The 20,875-nt window shown below is 69.6% G+C and carries 22 protein-coding genes; 13 read left to right on the top strand and 9 right to left on the bottom strand.

From position 1 onward, the window contains the following. Nucleotides 1–36: 36 nt before the first annotated feature. From SALPAC2_RS0118810 to SALPAC2_RS0118790, 5 genes are all read left to right on the top strand, one after another. Nucleotides 37–696 carry a TetR/AcrR family transcriptional regulator gene (locus tag SALPAC2_RS0118810; protein ID WP_018819709.1) on the top strand — a complete coding sequence of 220 codons (660 nt, stop codon included), beginning with the start codon at nt 37–39 and terminating at the stop codon, nt 694–696. Nucleotides 697–759: 63 nt separating this feature from the next. After that, nucleotides 760–987 (top strand): DUF3107 domain-containing protein, encoded by a 228-nt coding sequence (locus tag SALPAC2_RS0118805; protein WP_018218186.1) that lies wholly within the window; start codon nt 760–762, stop codon nt 985–987. A gap of 538 nt (nt 988–1,525) precedes the next feature. Then, on the top strand, nt 1,526–3,193 hold the full coding sequence (locus tag SALPAC2_RS0118800; RefSeq protein ID WP_018218185.1) for a DEAD/DEAH box helicase: 1,668 nt from the start codon (nt 1,526–1,528) through the stop codon (nt 3,191–3,193). 142 nt (nt 3,194–3,335) lie between these two features. Continuing rightward, complete coding sequence (locus SALPAC2_RS0118795; protein ID WP_018218184.1) at nt 3,336–4,550, top strand: class I SAM-dependent methyltransferase; 1,215 nt, start codon at nt 3,336–3,338, stop codon at nt 4,548–4,550. Nucleotides 4,551–4,678: 128 nt separating this feature from the next. After that, nucleotides 4,679–5,095, top strand: coding sequence for a helix-turn-helix domain-containing protein (locus SALPAC2_RS0118790; RefSeq protein ID WP_018218183.1), 417 nt, complete (start codon nt 4,679–4,681; stop codon nt 5,093–5,095). 4 nt (nt 5,096–5,099) lie between these two features. Here the strand turns inward: SALPAC2_RS0118790 and SALPAC2_RS0118785 are convergent, their stop codons facing one another. Further along, a complete protein-coding gene (locus SALPAC2_RS0118785) occupies nt 5,100–7,274 on the bottom strand; it encodes a RecQ family ATP-dependent DNA helicase (RefSeq protein WP_018218182.1) in 2,175 nt (724 codons plus the stop codon). A 102-nt stretch (nt 7,275–7,376) separates the two neighbouring features. On the opposite strand from SALPAC2_RS0118785, the gene SALPAC2_RS0118780 reads away from it, so the two are divergent. Next, the gene (locus SALPAC2_RS0118780; protein WP_018218181.1) at nt 7,377–8,210 is read left to right on the top strand and encodes a hypothetical protein; all 834 of its coding nucleotides are present in this window, start codon (nt 7,377–7,379) and stop codon (nt 8,208–8,210) included. A 27-nt stretch (nt 8,211–8,237) separates the two neighbouring features. On the opposite strand, the gene SALPAC2_RS0118775 is transcribed toward SALPAC2_RS0118780, so the two are convergent. Next, a complete protein-coding gene (locus SALPAC2_RS0118775) occupies nt 8,238–8,984 on the bottom strand; it encodes an SDR family NAD(P)-dependent oxidoreductase (protein WP_018218180.1) in 747 nt (248 codons plus the stop codon). A gap of 179 nt (nt 8,985–9,163) precedes the next feature. Between SALPAC2_RS0118775 and SALPAC2_RS0118770 the strand changes: the two genes are divergently transcribed. Beyond that, entirely contained in the window at nt 9,164–10,498 is a 1,335-nt protein-coding gene (locus SALPAC2_RS0118770; RefSeq protein ID WP_018218179.1) for a TrkH family potassium uptake protein, read from the top strand. Then, nucleotides 10,488–11,156 (top strand): potassium channel family protein, encoded by a 669-nt coding sequence (locus SALPAC2_RS0118765; RefSeq protein ID WP_026184889.1) that lies wholly within the window; start codon nt 10,488–10,490, stop codon nt 11,154–11,156. The genes SALPAC2_RS0118770 and SALPAC2_RS0118765 overlap by 11 nt, the downstream gene beginning before the upstream one ends. Before the next feature lie 30 nt (nt 11,157–11,186). On the opposite strand, the gene SALPAC2_RS0118760 is transcribed toward SALPAC2_RS0118765, so the two are convergent. The 3 genes from SALPAC2_RS0118760 to SALPAC2_RS0118750 form a co-directional block, all read right to left on the bottom strand. Then, nucleotides 11,187–12,740: a fused MFS/spermidine synthase gene (locus SALPAC2_RS0118760; RefSeq protein ID WP_018218177.1), complete on the bottom strand. Its 1,554-nt coding sequence runs from the start codon at nt 12,738–12,740 to the stop codon at nt 11,187–11,189. 36 nt (nt 12,741–12,776) lie between these two features. Beyond that, nucleotides 12,777–13,790 carry a coiled-coil domain-containing protein gene (locus tag SALPAC2_RS0118755; RefSeq protein ID WP_026184888.1) on the bottom strand — a complete coding sequence of 338 codons (1,014 nt, stop codon included), beginning with the start codon at nt 13,788–13,790 and terminating at the stop codon, nt 12,777–12,779. Between the two features lie 177 nt (nt 13,791–13,967). After that, nucleotides 13,968–14,780 carry an inositol monophosphatase family protein gene (locus tag SALPAC2_RS0118750; RefSeq protein ID WP_018218175.1) on the bottom strand — a complete coding sequence of 271 codons (813 nt, stop codon included), beginning with the start codon at nt 14,778–14,780 and terminating at the stop codon, nt 13,968–13,970. Nucleotides 14,781–15,117: 337 nt separating this feature from the next. On the opposite strand from SALPAC2_RS0118750, the gene SALPAC2_RS25050 reads away from it, so the two are divergent. Genes SALPAC2_RS25050 through SALPAC2_RS27365 form a run of 3 tightly spaced genes read left to right on the top strand, consistent with a single transcriptional unit; the run spans nt 15,118 to nt 16,398 of the window. After that, nucleotides 15,118–15,468, top strand: a complete 351-nt coding sequence (locus tag SALPAC2_RS25050; RefSeq protein ID WP_018218174.1) for a type II toxin-antitoxin system RelE/ParE family toxin — start codon at nt 15,118–15,120, stop codon at nt 15,466–15,468. A gap of 55 nt (nt 15,469–15,523) precedes the next feature. Next, the gene (locus SALPAC2_RS26390; protein ID WP_080636949.1) at nt 15,524–15,916 is read left to right on the top strand and encodes a helix-turn-helix domain-containing protein; all 393 of its coding nucleotides are present in this window, start codon (nt 15,524–15,526) and stop codon (nt 15,914–15,916) included. After that, the gene (locus SALPAC2_RS27365) at nt 15,913–16,398 is read left to right on the top strand and encodes a hypothetical protein (protein WP_162561367.1); all 486 of its coding nucleotides are present in this window, start codon (nt 15,913–15,915) and stop codon (nt 16,396–16,398) included. Before SALPAC2_RS26390 ends, SALPAC2_RS27365 begins: the two co-directional genes overlap by 4 nt. A gap of 85 nt (nt 16,399–16,483) precedes the next feature. Here SALPAC2_RS27365 and SALPAC2_RS0118740 read toward each other — a convergent pair whose 3' ends face one another. The 3 genes from SALPAC2_RS0118740 to SALPAC2_RS25045 all read right to left on the bottom strand — a co-directional run bounded on the left by SALPAC2_RS0118740 (nt 16,484) and on the right by SALPAC2_RS25045 (nt 18,458). After that, complete coding sequence (locus SALPAC2_RS0118740; protein WP_033661823.1) at nt 16,484–17,323, bottom strand: alpha/beta fold hydrolase; 840 nt, start codon at nt 17,321–17,323, stop codon at nt 16,484–16,486. Between the two features lie 63 nt (nt 17,324–17,386). Further along, nucleotides 17,387–17,932, bottom strand: a complete 546-nt coding sequence (locus SALPAC2_RS0118735) for a GNAT family N-acetyltransferase (RefSeq protein WP_026184887.1) — start codon at nt 17,930–17,932, stop codon at nt 17,387–17,389. 106 nt (nt 17,933–18,038) lie between these two features. Then, on the bottom strand, nt 18,039–18,458 hold the full coding sequence (locus SALPAC2_RS25045; protein WP_018218170.1) for a winged helix-turn-helix transcriptional regulator: 420 nt from the start codon (nt 18,456–18,458) through the stop codon (nt 18,039–18,041). Nucleotides 18,459–18,578: 120 nt separating this feature from the next. On the opposite strand from SALPAC2_RS25045, the gene SALPAC2_RS0118725 reads away from it, so the two are divergent. Beyond that, on the top strand, nt 18,579–19,463 hold the full coding sequence (locus SALPAC2_RS0118725; protein ID WP_018218169.1) for an NAD(P)-dependent oxidoreductase: 885 nt from the start codon (nt 18,579–18,581) through the stop codon (nt 19,461–19,463). A 90-nt stretch (nt 19,464–19,553) separates the two neighbouring features. Next, nucleotides 19,554–20,450 (top strand): NAD(P)-dependent oxidoreductase, encoded by an 897-nt coding sequence (locus SALPAC2_RS0118720; protein ID WP_018218168.1) that lies wholly within the window; start codon nt 19,554–19,556, stop codon nt 20,448–20,450. Nucleotides 20,451–20,574: 124 nt separating this feature from the next. Here the strand turns inward: SALPAC2_RS0118720 and SALPAC2_RS0118715 are convergent, their stop codons facing one another. Then, nucleotides 20,575–20,829, bottom strand: coding sequence for a Smr/MutS family protein (locus tag SALPAC2_RS0118715; RefSeq protein ID WP_018218167.1), 255 nt, complete (start codon nt 20,827–20,829; stop codon nt 20,575–20,577). Between the last annotated feature and the right edge of the window lie 46 nt (nt 20,830–20,875).

Here is a 20,875-nt window from a genome sequence, read left to right as displayed (position 1 = left end):
TAACCCTTGACCGGTTCGGGTGATATGCCAGCTCGTATGAAGAACTCGGAGGCTCCCATGACCGCTGTGGGGAACGGCACCCAGACCGCCGGCCGGCCCACCCGCCTGCCCCGTTCCGCCCGCCGCAGACAACTGCTCGCCGCGGCGCAGGAGGTGTTCGTCGCACAGGGCTACCACGCGGCCGCGATGGATGACATCGCCGAACGCGCAGGGGTCTCCAAGCCGGTGCTTTACCAACACTTCCCCGGCAAGATGGAGCTCTACCTGGCGCTCCTTGACACCCACTGCGACACGCTCGTGGCCAAGGTGCAGGAAGCGATGCGCGGGACCCTCGACAACAAGGAGCGGGTCAGCGCCTCGGTCCGCGCGTACTTCGACTTCGTCGACCACGAGAGTGAGGCGTTCCGCCTGGTCTTCGAGTCCGACCTGCGCAACGACCCCGCGGTACGCCAGCGGGTCGAACGGGTCGAGCAGGGCTGCATCGCGGCGATCACTGACACGATTATCTCGGATACCGGTGTGAGCCGGGCCCACGCCGAGTTGCTCGCATCCGGCCTGGTCGGGGCGGCCGAGACGGCGGCACAGTTCTGGCTGGCCAGCGGGCGACAGGTGGCGAAGGCGGAGGCGGAGGCGCTGGTCGCCGCGCTCTCCTGGCGAGGCATCGCGAGCTTTCCACTGCAAGGTGAGTCAGCCTGACCGCCGCCCCCGTGATCGGATAGCCTTCGCAAGGCGGCATTCTCGCCCAGTGGAGGAGGCACAGTGGAGGTCAAGATTGGCGTGCAGTACGCGCCGCGCGAGCTGGTTCTGGAGAGCGCACAGTCGCCGGCCGAGATCGAGCGGATCGTGACCGACGCCATCGCCGGCGACGGCGGCACCCTCTCCCTAACCGACGAGAAGGGGCGACGGGTCATCGTCCCGGTCGACAAGGTCGCCTACGTCGAGATCGCCGAGGCGTCCTCCCGGGCGGTCGGGTTCACCGTCCGCTGACCCGAACCCTGCCACGGCAGGTGCCGAGGCGCTTGCCGTGGCGTGCGTGTGTCCGGCAGGCCGCACGCGACGCCACGCTTCGTACGCCGGGCGCCGGATAGCGGCGAGCCAGCCCTGGAATGGCCCCGGTCCGCCCCGAGAGCCGGCGGACGACCGGCGCCGCCTCGCCCAGCGTGGCTCCTCCGTAGTCGTGGCCACCCCGCCGACCACCTGCTGCTCGGCGTCGGCTCTCCCCGGCCTTTCCCAAGCCTTTCCCGGCCCCACCTGCCGGAATCTAACCAGCGCCGGGGAGGTTCAGGTAGAATAGAACAGTTGCCGTGGGCACCGACCGACGTTCGATCTCGATCCTGGTCCAACAATCGATCTCGTCCAACGATCGATTAGTTCCCGTTTCGATCTGGTCGCAGCCGGCCCGCGGCGCGCGTGCGGCCCGGTCCGGCTCGGCGATTTCGCCACCCGACCGTGTGGCCCGCGCCACACCGTCCGCGCCTCGAGGACTCAACGGGGCGCACCCACGAGAGGGCACCCCCACAGCGAAATGAGCGAACTCACCCACAACCTCATGGACGGCACCGAACTCGCCGCCACCGCACCGGTAAGCCCGGAAGCGCCCACCTTCGCCGAGTTGGGCGCCCGGCAGGAGACCGTTGACGCGCTGAAGGCCGCCGGAATCACTCGGGCCTTCGCCATCCAGGAGTACGCGCTGCCGATCGCGCTGCGCGGCGTCGACCTGATCGGTCAAGCCCCGACCGGCACCGGCAAGACCCTCGGCTTCGGCGTGCCGCTGCTGGAGCGGGTCTTCGCGCCCGCCGAGGGCGGCGACGGCACACCACAGGCGCTGGTCGTCGTACCCACCCGCGAACTGGGCATCCAGGTCGCCAAGGACCTCAAAGCCGCGGGCAGTACCCGTGGTGTACGAGTGCTGCCGATCTACGGCGGGGTGGCGTACGAACCGCAGATCGAGGCACTCCGCACGGGTGTGGAGATCCTGGTCGGTACCCCCGGCCGCCTGCTCGACCTGGCCAAGCAGAAGCAGCTACAGCTGAACCGGGTCCGCGCGCTCGTCCTGGACGAGGCCGACCGGATGCTGGACCTGGGCTTCCTCGACGATGTCGAGAAGATCCTGGCGATGCTGCCGGAAGAGCGGCAGACGATGCTCTTCTCGGCCACGATGCCGGACCCGATCGTCGCGCTGTCCCGGCGCTTCCTGCGCCGACCGATGACGATCCACGCCGGGCACACCGCCGAGACCGGCCCTTCACCGCAGACCCAGCAGCTGGCCTACCGCACCCACTCCCTCAACAAGATCGAGATTGTGGCACGGATCCTCCAGGCCAAGGGGCGCGGCCTGACCATGATCTTCACCCGGACCAAGCGAGCGGCCGACCGGGTCGCCGCGGATCTGGACTTCCGCGGCTTCGCCGTGGCTGCCGTCCACGGCGATCTCGGCCAGGGCGCCCGGGAGCGGGCGCTGCGGGCCTTCCGCACCGGCAAGATCGATACTCTGGTCGCCACCGACGTCGCCGCCCGGGGCATTGATGTCAGCGGCGTTACGCACGTCATCAACTACGACTGCCCGGAAGACCAGGACACGTACACCCACCGGATCGGCCGGACCGGCCGGGCGGGGGCGAGCGGCGTCGCGGTGACCTTCGTTGACTGGGACGACATGCCCCGTTGGCGGATCATCGACAAGACCCTCGGCCTGGAGATGCCGGAGCCGCCCGAGACCTACCACACCTCCCCGCACCTCTACGCCGAGCTGGACATCCCCCCAGAGGTCACCGGCACTCTGCCCACCGGCGCGCGTACCCGGGCCGGGCTCTCCGCCGAGGCCGAGGAGGACCTCGGCGGACGGTCCCGCCGTGGCGATGGCCGCGGGCCCCGCCGGGGCACCGGCCGAGACCGTCGCCGGGGCCGCGGCGGTGACGCCGGTTCGGGCCCTGGTGCCACCACCGAGCCGGGCGAGGCAGCGGAGCGTACCCCCCGCCGGCGGCGCCGCCGCCGGGACGGCGAGGTGGTCACCCCGGGCGAGCCGGCAGTGCCGGCCACCGAGACCAGCGAAGCGGCCACCGCCGACTCGTCGGCCGGTGCGGCGCCGAAGCCACGACGCCGTCGGCGGCGCCGCGGCGGCGGTGGCTCCGACACCGGCACCGCGGCCAAGCAAACCGACACCGGCACGGCGGCCGAGCCAACCGCCGACTGAGCACGCCGCGCCACCGCCGACGTCCCTCGCTGGCACCAGCGGGGGACGTCACGCGCTCAGCCAGCTCCCGCCAGTAGACGGCCCGCGCGACCGCCTGCTGTTGAGCGCCCACCGCCCACCCCCCCCCCCGGAGGATGACACCATGCCGGACTCCCTGCCCGCCGCGCTCGCCGAGGTGCGGACCCTGCTGCTCGACGCCGGGCTCAACCGGGCGGTGGCCGCTGGGCGTCGCCGAGGGCTTCGCCCGTCGGTGCACCGTGCGGAGCTACGGCCGGTCGCCCTCAAATCCGGGCCCCGCCTCCAAGTCATCACCGCGAACGGGAGTGCGCCGCGGACCCGCAACCTCGCCCGGGGCACGGAAGCGGAGGCGGCGGTGGACGCGCTGCTGGCCGAACCCTTCGGCAACTGGCACGTCGAGACCGCAACGACGACCCTGCAGCTCCGGGTCACAAAATCGGGTGCGGCGCAGGTGCACCGTACGGCGGCCCCGCCGGTGACCGAGCCGGTATCCGAGCCGGTCGGCCACGACCGGACGAAGGCCCACCTGCTCGATCCCGGTGACCCGATCTTCACCGTGATCGGTGGGTCGGCGGCCAAGCGGCGGCAGGTGGACGCCTTTCTGCGTGCGCTCGCCGCGACGCTACCGGAGGGGCTCCACGGGCCGCTGCGGGTGGCCGATCTGGGCTGCGGAAACGCCTACCTGACCTTCGCCGCGTACCGCTGGTTGACCCAACAGGGCATCGATGTCCACCTGGTCGGCGTGGATATCCGCGAGGACCAGCGCCAACGCAACACCGAGTTGGCGCGCCGGCTGGGTTGGGCCGATCAGGTGCGTTTCGTGGCGGGAACGATCACCGACGCGGCCGTTGGGCCCAACCCTGATCTGGTGCTGGCCCTGCACGCCTGTGACACCGCCACCGACGAGGCGCTCGCGCGGGCGGTGCAGTGGGGGTCTCGCTGGGTGCTCGCGGCTCCCTGTTGCCACCACGACCTCGCCGCCCAGCTCCGCTCCGAGCCCACCCCACCCCCGTACGAGCTGCTGACTCGGCAGGGCATCCTCCGCGAGCGCTTCGCCGACGTGCTCACCGACGCGGTCCGGGCCGGGCTGTTGCGGCTGCACGGCTACCGGGCCGAGGTGGTCGAGTTCGTCGACTCCCGCCACACGCCGCGCAACCTACTCATCCGGGCCCGCCACACCGGGGCGCCCCCGACTGGTGAGCACTGGTCGCAGTACCGGGCCCTGGTCGACGGTTGGCGGGTCACTCCGCGGCTGGCGACCCTGCTCGGCGAGCCGGCCGGCGCGACGGCGACCAGTGCGACCAGCCGCCCGGCCCCCACCATCAAACCGGCCGACTGACTCTTCCATCCACAGTGGCCGGTCCTCAACCGGGGACTGGCGTACTACCCTCAGACCACGCACTGTCGAATGTCGATTCTCGATGATGCGAAGGCCGCGCCAGGCCGAGGGAAGGAAGATCAGCTGGGATGGCTTCGGGAAAGGGAACCGCGCAGGCAGCGTTCGCCCGCTTCGTCCGGCGCGCCATCGACAATGCCCGCGCCGAGCGCGGCTGGACGGTGACCGACCTGGCGGCCCAGACGGGGGTCGGCCGCTCCACCGTCTTCCGCTGGCTGGCCGGTGACTGGCACGACTACCCCGAGTTGGCCAAGGTACGGGGCTTCTGCGTCGCGCTCGGCCTACCCGTCGCCGCCGCCTTCCGCGCTCTCGGTCTGCCGGAGGTCGGCTCCACGCCGCCCCGGTGCGGCAACGACGGCCCGCTCGAGGCAGATATCCGGGCGATCCTCGAGCGCCTCGCCGACCCGGCGGTGTCGGTCGAGGAGAAGCACCACATCCGGGACCTGCTGCGCTACCTGGCCCAGCGGCCGATCCACCAACCGGACTGAGCCCTCAACCGGCGACCGCCAGGGCAAGCGGAAGCACCTCCGGCGCTCCCGCGCGACGCAGTTCCCGGGCCACCATCGTCATGGTCCACCCCGAGTCGACGAGGTCATCAACGAGCAGCACCGGCCCGGCCAGTCCGGCCAGGGCGCCGGCCAGCTCCGACGACAGGGTCACCGAGCCGTACAGGGCGCGTACCCGTTGGGCGCTGTTGCCGCGTGCTCCGCCCCCGGCGGCCACCGCGACGGTGCCGAGCAGTGGCATTCGCCCCACCGCGGCGATCCGCCCGGCGAGCGAGGAGACCAGTCGGGTGTGACGGGAGCCGACCGCGACCACCCCGACGGGGCGACGCGGCCAGGGGTCAGTGCCGTGCGCCCATTCCCGGAGCACCTCCACCACGGCGGCAACCACATCGTCGGGCGCCGCCACGTCGACCGCGCCCGGCCCGACGAGTTCGCGCAACCGCCCGCCCCAGCCGAGGTCAGAGAGGCGCCCGATGGCCCGACCTGGCAGCGCCTGCTCGGGTTGGGCGATCCGCCCCCGCAGGGGGACATCCACCGCGGCGAGGCCGGTCGGCCAGAGTTTTTTGGGGGCGATCCCGACGCCGGAGCGGCCGAGGAACGCCTCGGCCGCCCGTAGGGTGTCCTCGGAAAGCCCCACGGCGAAGGTCGGTGCGGCACACCGGTCACATCGACCGCAGTCGGTTGCCGCAGCGTCGTCCAGGCACTCCCGCAGATAGCGAAGGCGGCAGCCGGCGGTGGTCGCGTACTCCCGCATCGCCGCCTGTTCGGCGGTACGGGCCGCGGCGACCCGACGCAGCCGGGCCTCGTCGTAGGTCCAGGGTTCACCGGTGGCGATCCAGCCACCCCGTACCCGGCGGACCGCACCGTCAACGTCCAGAACCTTGAGCATCAGCTCCAACCGGGTACGGCGCAGATCCACGATCGGCTCGAGCGCCGGTGTGGAGCGGGGGCGGTCGGTGGACAGGGCGGCCAAAACCGACCGCACCTGATCCTCTGGCGGGAAGGCCAGCGCGGCGAAGTACCGCCAGATCGCGGCGTCCTCGGCACCGCCGGGCAGCAGCAGTACCTCGGCGTGGGCGACGGCGCGGCCGGCCCGGCCGACCTGCTGGTAGTACGCGATCGGCGACGGTGGCGCACCGAGGTGTACCACGAACCCGAGGTCGGGCTTGTCGAAACCCATCCCGAGCGCGCTAGTGGCCACCAACGCCTTGATCTTGTTGTCGAGAAGATCCTGCTCGGCGGCGCGGCGATCCGCGTCGTCGGCCTGGCCGGTGTACGAGGCCACGGAGTAGCCCCGGGACCGGAGGAACTCGGCGGTCTCCGCCGCCGCGGCCACCGTCAACGTGTAGATGATGCCGGAGCCGGGAAGTTCATCCAGGTGATCGGCGAGCCAGGCCAGCCGGTGCGCCGGGCCGGGCAGGTCAACCACACCGAGTCGCAGGGACTCCCGGTCCAGGCTGCCGCGCAGCACTAGGGTCTCGGGCCCCGCACCGGCCCCGGACGCCGCATCAGGCCCGGACGCCATCTCGGCCCCGGACGCCGCACCAAGCTGCTCGGCGACGTCCTGGGTGACCCGGGCGTTGGCGGTGGCCGTGGTGGCGAGCACCGGCGTACCGGCCGGCAGGTTACCGAGGAACGTCCGCAGCCGGCGATAGTCGGGGCGAAAGTCATGCCCCCAGTCGGAGACGCAGTGCGCCTCGTCCACCACGAGCAGCCCGGTGGTGGCGGCCAGCTTCGGCAGTACGGTGTCCCGGAAGTCCGGGTTGTTGAGCCGTTCCGGGCTGATCAGGAGCACGTCCACCGCCCCCGCGTGGATCTCCCCGGTGATCTCGTCCCACTCGTCGATATTCGCGGAGTTAATGGTCCGGGCTCGGATCCCGGCCCGGGCGGCCGCGTCGACCTGGTTGCGCATCAACGCCAGCAACGGGGAGACGATCACCGTCGGTCCGTGTCCGCCGGCGGTCCGCAGCAACGCGGTGGCGACGAAGTAGACCGCCGACTTACCCCAACCGGTGCGCTGGACGCAGAGCACCCGCCGTCGGTCCACCACCAGCGCCTCAATCGCCCGCCACTGGTCCTCACGGAGCCGGGCGTGCGCTCCGGCCAACCGCTGCAGGACTGCCTCAGCCTGCTCGCGTACCGCCGTTCGATCCTGGCCCATCCGGCATTTCTACCAGTGTCCCCGCGCTGGCCGGCGGCCGTCGGCCTACCCGGCTATGTGAGGATCGACTGCGGTAGTCCCTTAGCTGGAGAGGCAGCACGCATGACGCGGCGAACCTGCGCCACCCCCCGGGCCCGGCGGGTCACCGTCGGCTCAGCCACCGTCCTGGCCGCCGGTGTTCTGCTGGCGGGGTGCGGATCGGTTGGTAGCGAGCCGCCACCGCCCCCCGAGCCGAAGGACGCCCTGCTCGCCGCGGTGCCGGGCGAGGAGACACCGGCGTTCCGCTTCTCGGGCGTGGACGCCGCCGGCCGGCGGATCACCGGGGCCGTCGACCCAACCGGCAAGGGGATGGAACTGAACATCGCCCCGGCCGAGGCTGAGGCCGGGGCCGAGAACGAAGACGAGGCCGAGAACGAGGCCGATTTCAGCCTGGCGATGTCCTTCCGGGTAGTTGACCAGCGCTCCTGGTTGAAGGTGCACTTCGAGGACGCGGCCGAGCTGAACGAACTACTCGAGTTGCCGCAGCAGTGGATGGAGCTGGACCAGAGCAAGCTGTCGAACCCGCAGGTGTATGACGGCGCCGACATCGGCAACGCCGGCGTGATCATTCGGGCGGCCGATGCGGTGCAGCAGCAGGCCGATGGCGCGTACACCGGCACGGTCGACCTGACCGCTGGGCCGGAGGTCGCCGAAGCGGTGGCGGAGGTGGACGTCGCCGCGTTGGGCGAACAGGCGACGTCGATCCCGTTCACCGCGGTGGTCGGAGGCGACGGACACCTCGACACGCTGACGATGGAACTCCCCGCCGTGGACGAGCAACCGGCCGTCGAGTACCTGGTGCGGTACTACGACTACGGCGACGCCCCGGCGGTCGCCTCCCCCACCGGCGACGTGACGCCGGCGCCGGACGCGGCGTACGAGATCCTGGGCGAGTGAGCGGACGGCGACGAGGGTCTGCCGCCATCACCGGCCCAGGACCGACCCGCCGTTGACCCCGAGTACCTGCCCGGTGACGTAGCCGGCGGATGGGCCGGCGAGGTAGCGGACCGCCGCGGCGACGTCGGCCGGGGTACCGGCCCGCCCGACCAGCGTGTCCGCGACCCGCCGGTCGTGCCCCTCGGGCGTGATCCGGCCACCGAAGAACTCGGTGTCGGCGACGTACCCGGGGCTGACCACGTTGACCGTGATCTGCTCCGGCCCGAGCCGCACCGCAAGGTCGTACGCCCAGCCGTGTAGGGCGGCCTTCGCCGCGGAGTACGGCCCACCGCCGCCCCGCTGCGCCGCGCTCGAGCTGACCAGAACCACCCGGCCGCCGGGGCGCCGCAGTGCCGGCCGCAGCGCCTCGGTGAGCAGGACGGCGGTGAGCAGGTTCGCCTCGAGGTTGGCCCGCCACTGCTCGGCGACCCCGGCCAGGCTGTCGGGCTCCCCACCGAGATAGCCGCCGGCGTTGTTGACAATCGCGTCGACGGCCCGGCCTTCGACCGCCTCGACGACGCGGGGAACCTGCTGCGGGTCGGTCAGGTCCGCCACCACCGCCCGGACTGCGCCGGGTCGGGCGAGATCCCAGGAGAGTCGAGCCGTGGTGGCCCGCAGCGCCTCCTCCCGCCGGCCCACGACGAGCACATCGAAACCGTCAACGGCGAGCGCTTCCGCGGTGGCTGCCCCGATCCCGGTGCCGCCCCCGCTGATCACGGCCAGCCGTTCGCCCATCCACTGCCCCCTTCGAAGCCGCCGTCGATCAGGAGATTAGCGGGGTCCGCGCGTACCGGGGGGCCACCGGCCACAGGTCAGCCTGAAGCGCCCGCAGAAGACCGATTTATCGGCGCCGGCCGGCCCTCCTGACTGCCATTTCCACCCCACCGCCGACGGCGAAAAGTGAAGATTGTCGGGTGCATTGGCTGTTGCGGCGCCCCGTTCGGCTGGTGCCGATCGGGTTCGGCACCACGATCCTCATCGGCACCCTCGTGCTGATGCTGCCGTGGGCGACCGGCCAGCAGCGGTACACGCCCTTCGCCACCGCTCTCTTCACCTCGGCCTCCGCGGTCTCGGTGACCGGCCTGGCCGTGGTGGACACGCCAAACTACTGGAACGGCTTCGGCCTGGCGGTGATCACCATCCTCACCCAGATCGGCGGCCTCGGCATCGTGACCGGGGCCACCCTGGTCATCCTGCTGGTATCCCACCGACTCGGGCTGCGTAACCGGCTACTCGTGCAGGCCGAGACCGCCCAGTTCGGCCTCGGTGATGTCCGCCGGCTGCTGTTTCGGATCGCTCTCGTCTCACTGACCGCCGAAGCGATCATCACCATCATCTTGACCCTGCGCCTGTGGGGCCGGTACGACCACCCCTTCGGCGAGGCGCTCTGGGTCGGCCTCTTCCATGCCGTACAGGCCTTCAACAACGGCGGCTTCACCCTCTACAGCGACGGGCTGATCGGGCTCTCCAGCGACGCCTGGCTCATCCTGCCGATGGCGTTCGGGGCGCTCCTCGGCGGGCTCGGCTTCCCGGCCCTGTTCGAGGCCGTCCGCGGCCGGCGGCGGCCGGGGCACTGGTCGATCTCCACCAAGCTCACCATCTGGGGCGGCGTGACCCTGCTGGTCGTTGGCTTCCTCGCCCTCCTGGCCGCCGAATGGTCCAACCCGTACACGCTGGGCATCCGCTCGTGGCCGGAGAAGCTCCTCGCCACGTTCGCCCAGAACGCATTCTTTCGTACCGGTGGATTCAATGTGATCAACGTGGAGGCGCTCGGCGAGGAGGGCATCCCGTTGATCATCGCGTTGATGTTCATTGGCGGCGGGAGCGCCAGCACCGCCGGCGGCATCAAGGTCAGCACCTTCTTCCTCCTCGCCTTCGTGATCTGGGCCGAACTGCGGGGCGAGCCCGATGTCACCATCCGCCACCGCCGGGTCGCCACGGCCAGCCAGCGGCAGGCGGTCACGGTGGCGCTGCTCGGCGTGGCCATCGTGACCCTCGGCACGGTGATGTTGATCCTGCTGACCGAGGGGATGCCGCACCATGTGGCGCTCTTCGAGGTGACCTCGGCCTTCAGTACGGCGGGCCTCTCCCTCGGCACTGCCCCCGACTTACCCGACGGTGGACAATATGTACTTATTGTCCTGATGTATATCGGCCGGGTCGGGTCACTCACCCTGGGGTCGGCACTCGCGCTGAACACCCGACGACGGATGTACCGCTACCCGGAGGAGCAACCCCTTGTCGGCTAGGACAGATCAACACAGCGGGGTCATCGTGGTGGGGCTCGGACGCTTCGGCTCCCAGGTCGCCGACACGCTCGTGCAGCTCGATCATCCGGTACTCGCCATCGACCATGATTCGGAGCGGGTGCAGCGGTGGGCCAACCGAATCGACCGGGTGGTGCAGGCCGATGCCACCGAAGAGGGGGCACTGCAACAGCTCGGCGCGGAAGACCTCGAACGCGCCGTGGTGTCCATCGGCGCCTCGCTGGAGGCGAGCGTCCTGTCCGTCCTAGCCCTCGTGGACCTGGGGATACCACAGATCTGGGCGCGGGCCCGCTCGCCGGAGCACGCGAAGATCCTCACCTCGGTCGGTGCGCACCACGTGATCTTCCCCGAGGCGGAGGCCGGCGAACGGCTGGCCCATCTCATCGTCAGCCGGATGCTGGACTTCATGGAGTTCGGCGACGACTTCGCGCTCGCCAAGGTCCGCACCCCGGAGAGCCTCACCGGCCGCCCACTGCGCGAGCTGAACCCGGAGGACCGCCACGGAGTACGGGTGGTGGCGGCGAAACTGGCCGGGAAGCGGTTCCAGGCGGCCACCGACGACACCGAACTGACCTCCGGCAGCATGCTAATCGTGGAGGGCAGCATCGAGCAGGTGCAGTCGTTCGCTGCGCTCGACTGACTCCGGCCAGGGCCCACCGGCCGGCGGCGATCACGCGGTCGCGAGCAGCTGGTCCACCGGGGCGTAGTCGTCGGTCAACACCAGGGCGTCGCCGACGAACTCCTGCAGCGCCGCGCCGTCCAGCACGACCGCGCCCGGGTCAACCTCGCTCAGCCGCTCCCGGATCGCGGCCAGCGGCAACGGCGCGTCCGAGGCGACAATGACGAAGTTGGAGCCCTGCTCACCGGCGAGCGCGGCCGGCGGGGCGATCAGGGCCACCTGCCGGAACTCGGCCGCGACGGTGGCCACCTCACTGCGGATGAAGCGCAGGGGTGGATAGTCGATGACGTTCTGCACGTACCCGCCGCCGGGACGGATCACCCGGCGGATCTCAGCGGCCATCTCCCGGGTGGCGAGATGCCACGGCACCACCAGATGCCCGAACGCGTCCCCCACCACCAGGTCTTGACTCTCCGCCGCCTCCGCCGCGACCAGCATCCGGGCGTCCCCCACCACCGCGCGCAGCTCCGGCCCCTGCCGCAGGCCGAGCTTCTCCTCGCCCAACTCGACCAGCCCGCCGTCAATCTCGAAGACCACGTTCTCGGTGCCCGGCCGGGTGGCGGTCAGATACCGCGGCACGGTGAAGCCCCCTCCGCCTAGGTGCAGCGCGTCCAGCCGGCGCCCCGCCGGTGCGATGACATCGGCGACCGCCCCGATCCACCGGGTGTACGCGAACTCCAGGTGGGTCGGGTCGGCCAGGTCCACGTACGAGTGCCGGGCCGAGTTGAGCAGCAGCGTACGCCCGCCCGGCCGGCCCGGGTCGGTCTCGACGCGGGCGCAGTGGTAGGCCGTCTCGATGTCACACGGGTTCGGGGCAACCGTGGTCAGACCGGCGCCGAGGAGGCCGAGCACGGCCAGGCTGGCCGACAACCGGGCCGGGCCGGTCAGCTGCTCGCCCGCCGTCCGTCGGAGCCACCCGCCGAGGATCAGCCCGCTCAGTCCCAGGGAGACCGCCAGGCCGAGCAGGATCACCGTGCTGGGCAGCGCGGCCACCAACACGAAGCCGGTGACCAGGGTGGCGGTGACCGCACCCAGGGTGCCGATCGAGGAGAGCCGGCCGACGACCTGGCCGGTGCGGCGCAGGTCGGACAGCTGCAGTTTGACCACCATCGGGGTGACCGCCGACAGCAGCATCGCCGGCACGAAGACGGCCAGCGCGACGAGCAGCAGGATCGCGGACGCCGCCCCGCCCCGCAGCACCTCCCCGGCGTACCGGACCGCGGGCAGGGTCACCGCGGTGGCGATACCGGCCAGCACCAGCGCCGGGGCCAGCAGGGTACGCGGGTCCCGGCGGTCTGCCAGCCATCCGCCGGCCCATGCCCCGTACGCGATCGCGGCTAACGCGATGCCGATCACCGAACTGGTCACCTGGAGGGTCACCCCGACGTACGGGCCGACCAGGCGCAGCGCGGCCGTCTCCAGCACCAGAACCGCGCCGCTGGAGAAGAAGACCAGAAACGCGGCCAGCCCTTTGGGCAGGGCGGGACCGGTCGCCGGCCCGAGTCGGGTCGACCGGACGGGAGTCTGGGACGAGGCAGAGTTCACCCGCGCGATAGTACGCAGCGAGGCTGGCCGACCGAGTCAGTACATCGAAACATGAACATGATTGGTGTGGTCAGCGGCGGGGCTCCCGCCGCCGCTATACGCTCGCCAACCGGTATTTGGCATCCATATTTGTCGATACCAGATGACGTACATCACGCCGAGTCGGCTCGCATTGTTCTTCAGGTAGGTCGCCAGCTGGTCACCGTACGCCTTGTCGCCGCCGGTCGCCGTGACGTTCTCGAACCCACCAGAGGCGGCGGAGAAGTCACACGCCCTCCCCTTCGGGTGCTCGCCACCGCCGCCGCTGCGGTAACAGGAGACATACCGTTTGAAACCGTCCGCCTGGGACTGCTTGAGCATGTGCAAGGTGCGCGGAGAGATACAGCCGGAGGTGGTCGGGTCGTTGACCGAGCAGGACTCCGACGGCCAGGAGCCGTCCGAGTTCCGGGGCGCCGGCTCGGCACTGGCCGAACCGCCACCGAACCCGGAGCCGCCACCCGAGCTGACCGCGGCGAGCGCCGTCTCCGCCGCCTTCTTGTTCTTGGCCAGGACGTCGAGCTGCTTCTCCTGCTCGCGGATCTCGGAGTCAATCGCGATCGTGGCGTTCTCCGCCGTCTCCCGGACCTCGGTCAGCTCGCGCACCCGCCGGCCGTCCCGCTGGGCCATCACGTCCAGGTTCATCGCCCGATTCAGGAACTCGTCGGGCGACGTGCTCTCCAACAACGTCGCCACCGGGCCGAGCCGACCCAACCGGTACGACTGTGCGGCCACCTCGCCCACCTGGGCGGTCAGGTCAGCCAGCCGCACCTCGACCGCCTTCAGCTCCGTGGTCAGCTCCTCCTGCCGACGCTTGGAGTTCTTCAGCTCGGCGGTGGCGTCGATGTGCGCTTTGGCGGCGGCCGTCAGCGCATCCCGCAACTTCTCGCTGCCGCCCTCATTGGGCTCGGCCTGGGCCGGCACCGCGCCGAGCAGCACCGCCACGGCCACCGCGGCCGCCACCGCGAGGACAGTCAGCGAACGGGAACCCTCACGGGGCAGAACTATGCGCACGGTGGATCCTTCCCGGCTGCCGTCAGCCCCCACGAACCCCGCTGGTCGGCGGTCCCACCGGCGCCGCGCGGCGGCCAGCGGGCGGAGACCGTCGGTCACGATACCGGACCGACCGCCGCTGCGAGGACCCCTCAATCGGCAGGTTCGATACGTGCTGACGCTGGGTGGTGCAGGTCGTCACGCGCCGCCGAAGAACGCCTCCCGGACCGCTGCCCAGACCCGCTCATCCACCGCGACGAGCAGGCCCTGCCCCTCGACGCCCGGATGGTACTCAGCCCCGTCGAAGCGCCGGGCGACCCCACCCGCGGCCCGGACCAGATGAGTGCCGGGTACGTGGTCCCAGGGCAGGGTGTGCCCGTAGAGCACGAACTGCTGCACCCCGAGGAGCAGGTCCAGATACTCCCGCCCGGCGCAGTGCTGGCCGGGCAGGAGCTCGCCCAACCGCGCCCCGGCCGCCTCCACCCGTGGACGCAGGGCCGCCGGCAGGTAGCGGGACATCGCCGCACCCCGTAGCTGGCCCAGGTCAGCCGGCGCTCCGGCCGTACGCACCGCACGCCCGTTCACGTACGCCCCCGTTCCGGGACGCGTGGCGGCGAGCGTGCCGACCAACGGGTCGAGCATCCACGCGGCGCTCGGTTCTCCGTCTATCAGCAGGGCCACCATCAACACGAACGGCGGGCGACCGGCCGCGAAGTTACTGGTGCCGTCGATCGGGTCCACCAGCCAGACCGGACCGGCCCGGTCCAGGTGCCGCAGCAGCTCCGGGTCCTCGGCGACGGCCTCCTCACCGACCACCACCGAGTCGGGCCGCAGCCGGCGCAGACCCGCGGAGATCAGCTCCTCCGCCCGCCGGTCGGCGACGGTAACGAGGTCGCCGGGGGCCTTCTCCTCGATATCGGCTTCGTCCAGCCGCCGGAACAACGGCAGCACAACCTGGTCAGCCGCCGTACGCAGGAGCGTGCCGACCTCGTCGAACAGGTTCTCAGGCACGGGCGGGACGTCGCTTCTCGACCGCCTCCCGGGCCACCGTCTTCCTCATGCCCCCGTTCTACCGCCTCCCGGTGCCCGCCGGGCCCGTCCAGGAAATCCCCCGCCAACCGACGGCGACAGCCGGGCCGCCACCGCTTGACCGCGGTCCACTACTTCCGGCGGTCACGACCCCGATCTCTGCCTTCACGGCAGTAATCGGCCCTGGCCTTTGCCTACGTCACCAGACCGGACCGAGTTGGACACTCAGCGTTCTATCGACGAAGCTGTCGGCCATGCCTTGTGCATGGTCTAGTTCACACTTCCAGGCCTGGTTGACCAGGGCACCGGGCCCTGGCACATGAGCCGACACTGGGACTTCTACGAGGCGCCCGGCGCGGGTGATCCGGTGCGCCGAGAGATCCTTAAAGCCAGGCTCACGAAGGCGGAGGCCGCCAAGCTCCAAACGATCATGGATCGGGTTTCCGAAGGGCGCACCCGACCTGGCGACGTCAAGCCGCTGCGCGATGGGGTGTTCGAGGTGCGCGTCCGGGTAGGCAAACGGCGACTGAGGTTGGCCTACGGCGAGGGGGCGACCAACCTGGTACTACTGGCGCTCCACTTTTTCCAGAAGCAGCGCCAGAACGAGAGTCGCCACGTCGACATCGCGGTAGATCGTTTCCGTGACTGGCAATCACGACACGACAAGTAGTGTCATTATCGCTTCTAGGCGATACGCTGGGCGGCAACCAAGGGGAGCCAACGACATGGGGAACGAACTTTTCGGTCTACTCGGCCTAGATTCGGACAATCCTCACATTCGGGCCGCCCTGGAAGACGCCCGAGACGTCGAACGCCTGATCGACACACTCGTCGGTCTGCGGGTTGGTCAAGGCCTTACCCAGGCGGACGTGGCCAGCGAGATGGAGACAACTCAGTCGGCCGTCTCGAAATTTGAACGAGCCGGCGGGGATCCAAGAATCTCCACCGTCCAACGCTACGCGAGGGCGTCGGGCGGCCGAGTGCGACTGATAGTAGAGGTTTCTGGCCTTGCCGCATCCTGGAAGGCGAGCTACCACATACCAGCATCCGTCGACAGCGAAAGCGACGAGATGGAAACTCCCGCCGAATTTCACCCCGTGATCAAACTGGCTTCATGACCCCAAAAACTGTCACCACCGCCGCAGAATTCACCTCGCTTCTCAGCCTCGAGAACGTGCGCGTTTACGAGGTAACAGCACGGCGACGTGACGGCTTTGACATGCAAGAGATACCGGTCGACGGTGACTCCTCAGATTTACATGTCCAGCAGGCACTATCCAACGGTGAGTTCATCTTCCGCGCGCAGATAGAGCTACGCGGAAGCAAAGCAGTGATCAAGGTCGACGTTGCGGCGGTATTCGGCCTGACCACACCGGTCAACAGGCCGACGGATCAGGTTCTTGACGACTTTGCTCACCAGGCCGGCCTCCCGACCATAATGCCGTACCTCCGGGTACATGTACAGCAAGCAGCAAGACTGATAGGCGTACCCGCTCCATTACTCAAGCATTACTGGGGCAATGAGTTGCGGCAACTTGAGATCCGCCAGCATCAGCACGAGGAGGGTAAAGAGGCAGGCCGCCCCGAGCCCTCCGCTTAGCGACAACTCTCCCCTTGCCTACCTTCAGACAAGGAACTCGGTGAGGACCAAGCCGACGACGATCCAACGCCCTTAAGAAGCGGCATCAGCTGGCCAGGAACGCCTCGACTGATGCCACGAAGGCCGCCGGATCGTCGACCCAGGGGAAGTGGCCGCATCCCGACTGCGTCACCAGCTCAACGTTGTCGAACAGAGTGGCGAGCTGCCGTACCGCTGCGACGGTCGGCCAAATGTCGTACTCACCGGCGAGCAGCAGGGTCGGTGCGCTGAGTTCCGCCAGGCGCGCGGGCAGCGTCGGGTCGGGTTGGTACTCCTCGTAGAACCCGTCGGTGGCGGCCTGCGCGAACTGGACCGGCTCGGCCGCTGCCTGCGCCTGAGCCGCCGAATTCCAGCGGCCGTACAACAAGGGCGCCGCCTGCCAGCGGTACCGCTCAAGCTCTTCCCGGCTCTTCGCCTCCGCATGCAGCGCCGTCACCGCGGCATGGTGCCACGGCTCATGCGCCCGCCCGGCCAGCACGCTGTCAACCTCGATGTCCGACTGCAACCCGACCACCCGCAGCGACGGGGCGACCAGCACCAGATGGTTCAGCCGCTCCGGATGCCGGGCGGCATAGAGCAGGCAGGTCCCGCCGCTGGCGGAATGCCCGAACAGGTCAACGCTGTCGAAGCCCAGGTGTTGCCGTAGTGCCTCGACGTCGTCAACCAAGCGATCGACACGATAGGTGGCCGGGTCAGCGGGGACGCTCGAGGCGCCAGTGCCCCGGTTGTCCAGCAGGATCAGGGTGCGACAGCTGCTAAGCCCACCCAGCTCTCCCAGGTACTCCACCGCCTGCCCCGGGCCACCAGGGATGCAGACCAGCGGAGGACCGGAGCCGACTGACCGATAAGCCAGCTCGGTGCCGTCATAGGAGCGAAAGCTTTCCACGGAGGAGATACTGCCATAGGTTCCGCGTCCCATGGGGACAGTCCGGACCTTGTCGGCCCATCGTCACAGCGGGTTGAGCATCATCAGCACTTCGTCTCTCGTATCGTCGGGTGCCAAGCGCAGCTTGTTCGGCCATCGGCCGACCTCGCGCCACCCAAGCCGACAATAGAAGTCCTCCAGCCCCATCCGACCCCGGACGGCCAGGTGGAGTTGCTCCAGTCCGAGTTCGTCACGGGCGACGCGGTGCAGTTCGCGCATCAAGGCCACACCGATCCCCCGGCCGCGATAGCCAGGACGGCTCTGTAGGTGGTGGACGCTTCCCCAATGGCAAATCAAGGGGTTCGGGTCGCGACGGAGCAGCACCCATCCGGTGAGCGCGCCCTTGCAGGAGGCAATCAATAGCCGGCCACGCTGTGGCTGGAGTTCAGCAAGTATGGCGTCGGTGGCCGCCGCGACCTCGACGGCCGTCACCGGCGGAAATGGGAAGCCAGCGGCCCCACCCGCGTTGGTCACCTCCACCCAGCAGTCGATTAGATCCTGCCTGAGCAGCGGCGTGACATCCTGCCGCCGCCGAAAGTCGGTAAAGCTGAGTTCCTGGTGTTCGGTCACTCCGGCACTGTTCCAGATCGCCGCGCTGCCGCCAGTCCCTTGCGCCATGCCCGACCACAGCTAAGATCATCTGGAGCCACGTGAGACTCTCCACGCTCCCGTGACGTCATCGCCGGGATGGTGAAACCCGGTTGCCGGAGTGGGACCCCGCGATGGCGGTGTCCTGTGAGGCGTCAATATGGACCGTGTCGGCACCGATGCGGCGGATCCGCTCGGCGCCCCAGTCGCCGAGTGCCTCGAGCGCGGCGTTGAGTGAGACGCCGTGCTCGGTCAGTGAGTATTCGACCTTGGGTGGCACTTCGCGGTAGACCTCCCGATGCACGAGTCCGTCCTGCTCCATCTCGCGCAGGTGCTGGATGAGCATTTTCTCGCTGACGCCGGGCAGCCCTCGGCGCAGCTCGCCGAAGCGCCGGGTGCCGTGACTGTGCAACTCCCACAGGATCAGCGATTTCCACTTGCCCGTGACGACGTCCATGGCGGCATCGATGCCGCAGATGTACGGGCCGCGGCGGTCGACCGTTGCCATGAGTTCCAGCCTCCCTTGGCACTTACCGGAAGGTGAGTACCGCACTTTGAAGTCGGTACTGGTCGACAGTAGCGGTCAAGGCAAGGATCGAAACAGGACAAGCACTGCAAGGAGCACAACATGCGATTGCACTCGGAGCACGTGAGCGTGCTCGGCCTGGGCGCGATGGGCGGCGCGCTGGCAGCGGCCGTCGTCAAGGCCGGGCACCCAACCACCGTATGGAACCGCAGCGCCGGCCGCGCCGGCTACCTCGTCGCGGCCGGCGCGACCGAGGCCGGCACCGCAGCCGAGGCGGTACGGGCTGCCGACCTGGTGGTGGTGTGCCTGTTCAACCACGCGTCGGTCCACGAGGTTCTCGATCCGGTTGCCGCCGACCTCGCCGGCCGAACCATCGTCAACGTCACCACGACCACCCCGGACCAGGCGCGGGAACTGGCCGGATGGGCCGAGAACCTGAACGCCCGCTACGTCGACGGCGGAATCATGGCCGTGCCGGAGATGATCGGCGGCCCCGGCTCCCTGGTGCTCTACAGCGGCGCGCAGGAGGCCTTCGACCGGCACCGGCACGTGCTGGACCACTGGGGCGAGAGCGACTTCCAGGGACCGGACGCCGGTCTCGCCTCGCTCGTCGACCTGGCGATGCTCGCCGGCATGTACGTCATGTTCGCCGGGTTCCTGCACGGCGCGGCGATGGTCGCCCCGGCCGGCATCCCTGCGCGCCGCTTCGCGGCACTCTCCGCACCCTGGCTGACCGCGATGACCGCCGCGTTCGACGGCTACGCCGAAGTCGTCGACGGCGGCGACTACACCGTCCCCGGCCAGCAGAGTCTGACCTTCTCCGACCTCGGCGACATCGTCGACGCGAGCGTTGCGCAAGGCGTCGACCCGGCTGCCGTCGCGATGGTCCAACAGCTCATCCAGCGGCAGATCGACGCGGGTCACGGCGCCGAGGGGTTCGCCCGCATCTACGAAAGCCTGCGCGGATCAGAGGCTGCAGCCCCCTGACACCGCACGAGCGGCGTAAACCACCCGGCCAAGGGTGCCACCGCTGTCGCCCCCTCGACCGGCCCGGTCACAGAGAGCAAAGGAATCACCATGAACACTACCGATCCGCACCAGCCGGTCACCGTCATCGGGCTGGGCCCCATGGGGCGGGCCATGTCCGCCGCGCTGCTGCGCGCCGGACATCCGCTCACCGTCTGGAACCGAACATCCGGCAGCGCGAACGAACTGGTCGCCGCGGGCGCGACCCTGGCCGCAACGCCTGCGGACGCGGTCGCCGCGAGCCCGCTGACCGTCCTCAGCCTGACCGACTACCCGGCGATGTACGCGATCCTCAACGATGCGGCGCAGGAGGGCGCGCTGGCCGATCGGACCGTCGTCAACCTCAGCTCGGCCACGCCCACAGCCTCACGGGACGCCGCCGTCTGGGCCGCCAAGCACGGCACCGACTTCGTCACCGGCGGCGTCATGGTTCCCGCGCCCGCCGTCGGCACCCCTGACGCATACGTGTACTACAGCGGACCACGAGACACCTACGACCGGCACGAGCCGGTGCTGAGCGTGATCGGCAGGCCGAAGTACCTCGGCGAAGACCCGGGCCTAGCGCAGTTGTTCTACCAGGCGCACCTCGACGTGTTCCTGACCTCCCTGTCGAGCCTGCTGCACGCCACCGCGCTCGTCGCCTCGGCCGGAGTCGACCCGGCGGACTTCCTGCCCGACGCGTTGCAGACGCTGACCGGCATTCCGGCGATGGTCGGCGACGGAGCGACCCTAGCCGGCGAGCTCGCGGCAGGCGAACACCCGGGCGACCTCAGCACGGCCCTCATGATGGGTGCCACCGCCGAGCACATCCTGCGCACCAGCGAGGCGTCCGGCGTCGACCCCGAGCTGCCGAAGGCAATCAAGTCGCACTATGACCGGGCGATCGCCGCCGGTCTGGGGAACAAGAACTGGACCGCGCTGTACGAGGTGATCCGGCCGCAACAATGAACCACTCGGTGAAGACCAGGGCAGCGACAATCCTCCGCAAGCCTCTGACGGCCTGGACGCGTCATGATCATGGCTCAACGGCCCTGGTAGCGGCCTGCGGAGCAGGTCAGAGGGCATGTCGTCGCTACTTCCAGCGGAAGTGCACGAAGACCCGGCCGAAATTCTTCGAGTCCTTCTCCACCCGGTGATAGAGCGCCTTGACGTCCTTCTGATCAAGGAACCGCAGCACCCGCTTCTTGAGCTGGCCGGACCCCTTGCCTGGGATGATCTCCACCAGGGTGGCCTTCTTCGCCACCGCCTCGTCGATGATTCCGCGCAGGGCCCGGTCGATGTCGGTGCCCCGGTTGTAGATGTCGTGTAGGTCCAGCTTCAGCTTCACCGCCGGGCCTCCACCGGGTCGATTCCGTTGCCAGCACCATCGTAGG

It is taken from the genome of Salinispora vitiensis (genome assembly GCF_000378825.1).
In the GTDB taxonomy this organism is placed as follows: Bacteria; Actinomycetota; Actinomycetes; order Mycobacteriales; family Micromonosporaceae; genus Micromonospora; species Micromonospora vitiensis.
The sequence above is the reverse complement of the archived record's forward strand: the minus strand, read 5'-3'. Positions and strand labels throughout refer to the sequence as shown.

Excerpts from the sequence above, each read along its gene's own strand:
- SALPAC2_RS0118810 (WP_018819709.1), top strand. The coding sequence starts at position 37 with ATGAAGAACTCGGAGGCTCCCATGACCGCTGTGGGGAACGGCACCCAG.
- SALPAC2_RS0118800 (WP_018218185.1), top strand. The coding sequence starts at position 1,526 with ATGAGCGAACTCACCCACAACCTCATGGACGGCACCGAACTCGCCGCC.
- SALPAC2_RS0118795 (WP_018218184.1), top strand. The coding sequence starts at position 3,336 with ATGCCGGACTCCCTGCCCGCCGCGCTCGCCGAGGTGCGGACCCTGCTG.
- SALPAC2_RS0118790 (WP_018218183.1), top strand. The coding sequence starts at position 4,679 with ATGGCTTCGGGAAAGGGAACCGCGCAGGCAGCGTTCGCCCGCTTCGTC.
- SALPAC2_RS0118785 (WP_018218182.1), bottom strand. The coding sequence starts at position 7,274 with ATGGGCCAGGATCGAACGGCGGTACGCGAGCAGGCTGAGGCAGTCCTG.
- SALPAC2_RS0118780 (WP_018218181.1), top strand. The coding sequence starts at position 7,377 with ATGACGCGGCGAACCTGCGCCACCCCCCGGGCCCGGCGGGTCACCGTC.
- SALPAC2_RS0118775 (WP_018218180.1), bottom strand. The coding sequence starts at position 8,984 with ATGGGCGAACGGCTGGCCGTGATCAGCGGGGGCGGCACCGGGATCGGG.
- SALPAC2_RS25050 (WP_018218174.1), top strand. The coding sequence starts at position 15,118 with ATGAGCCGACACTGGGACTTCTACGAGGCGCCCGGCGCGGGTGATCCG.
- SALPAC2_RS26390 (WP_080636949.1), top strand. The coding sequence starts at position 15,524 with ATGGGGAACGAACTTTTCGGTCTACTCGGCCTAGATTCGGACAATCCT.
- SALPAC2_RS27365 (WP_162561367.1), top strand. The coding sequence starts at position 15,913 with ATGACCCCAAAAACTGTCACCACCGCCGCAGAATTCACCTCGCTTCTC.
- SALPAC2_RS25045 (WP_018218170.1), bottom strand. The coding sequence starts at position 18,458 with ATGGCAACGGTCGACCGCCGCGGCCCGTACATCTGCGGCATCGATGCC.
- SALPAC2_RS0118725 (WP_018218169.1), top strand. The coding sequence starts at position 18,579 with ATGCGATTGCACTCGGAGCACGTGAGCGTGCTCGGCCTGGGCGCGATG.
- SALPAC2_RS0118720 (WP_018218168.1), top strand. The coding sequence starts at position 19,554 with ATGAACACTACCGATCCGCACCAGCCGGTCACCGTCATCGGGCTGGGC.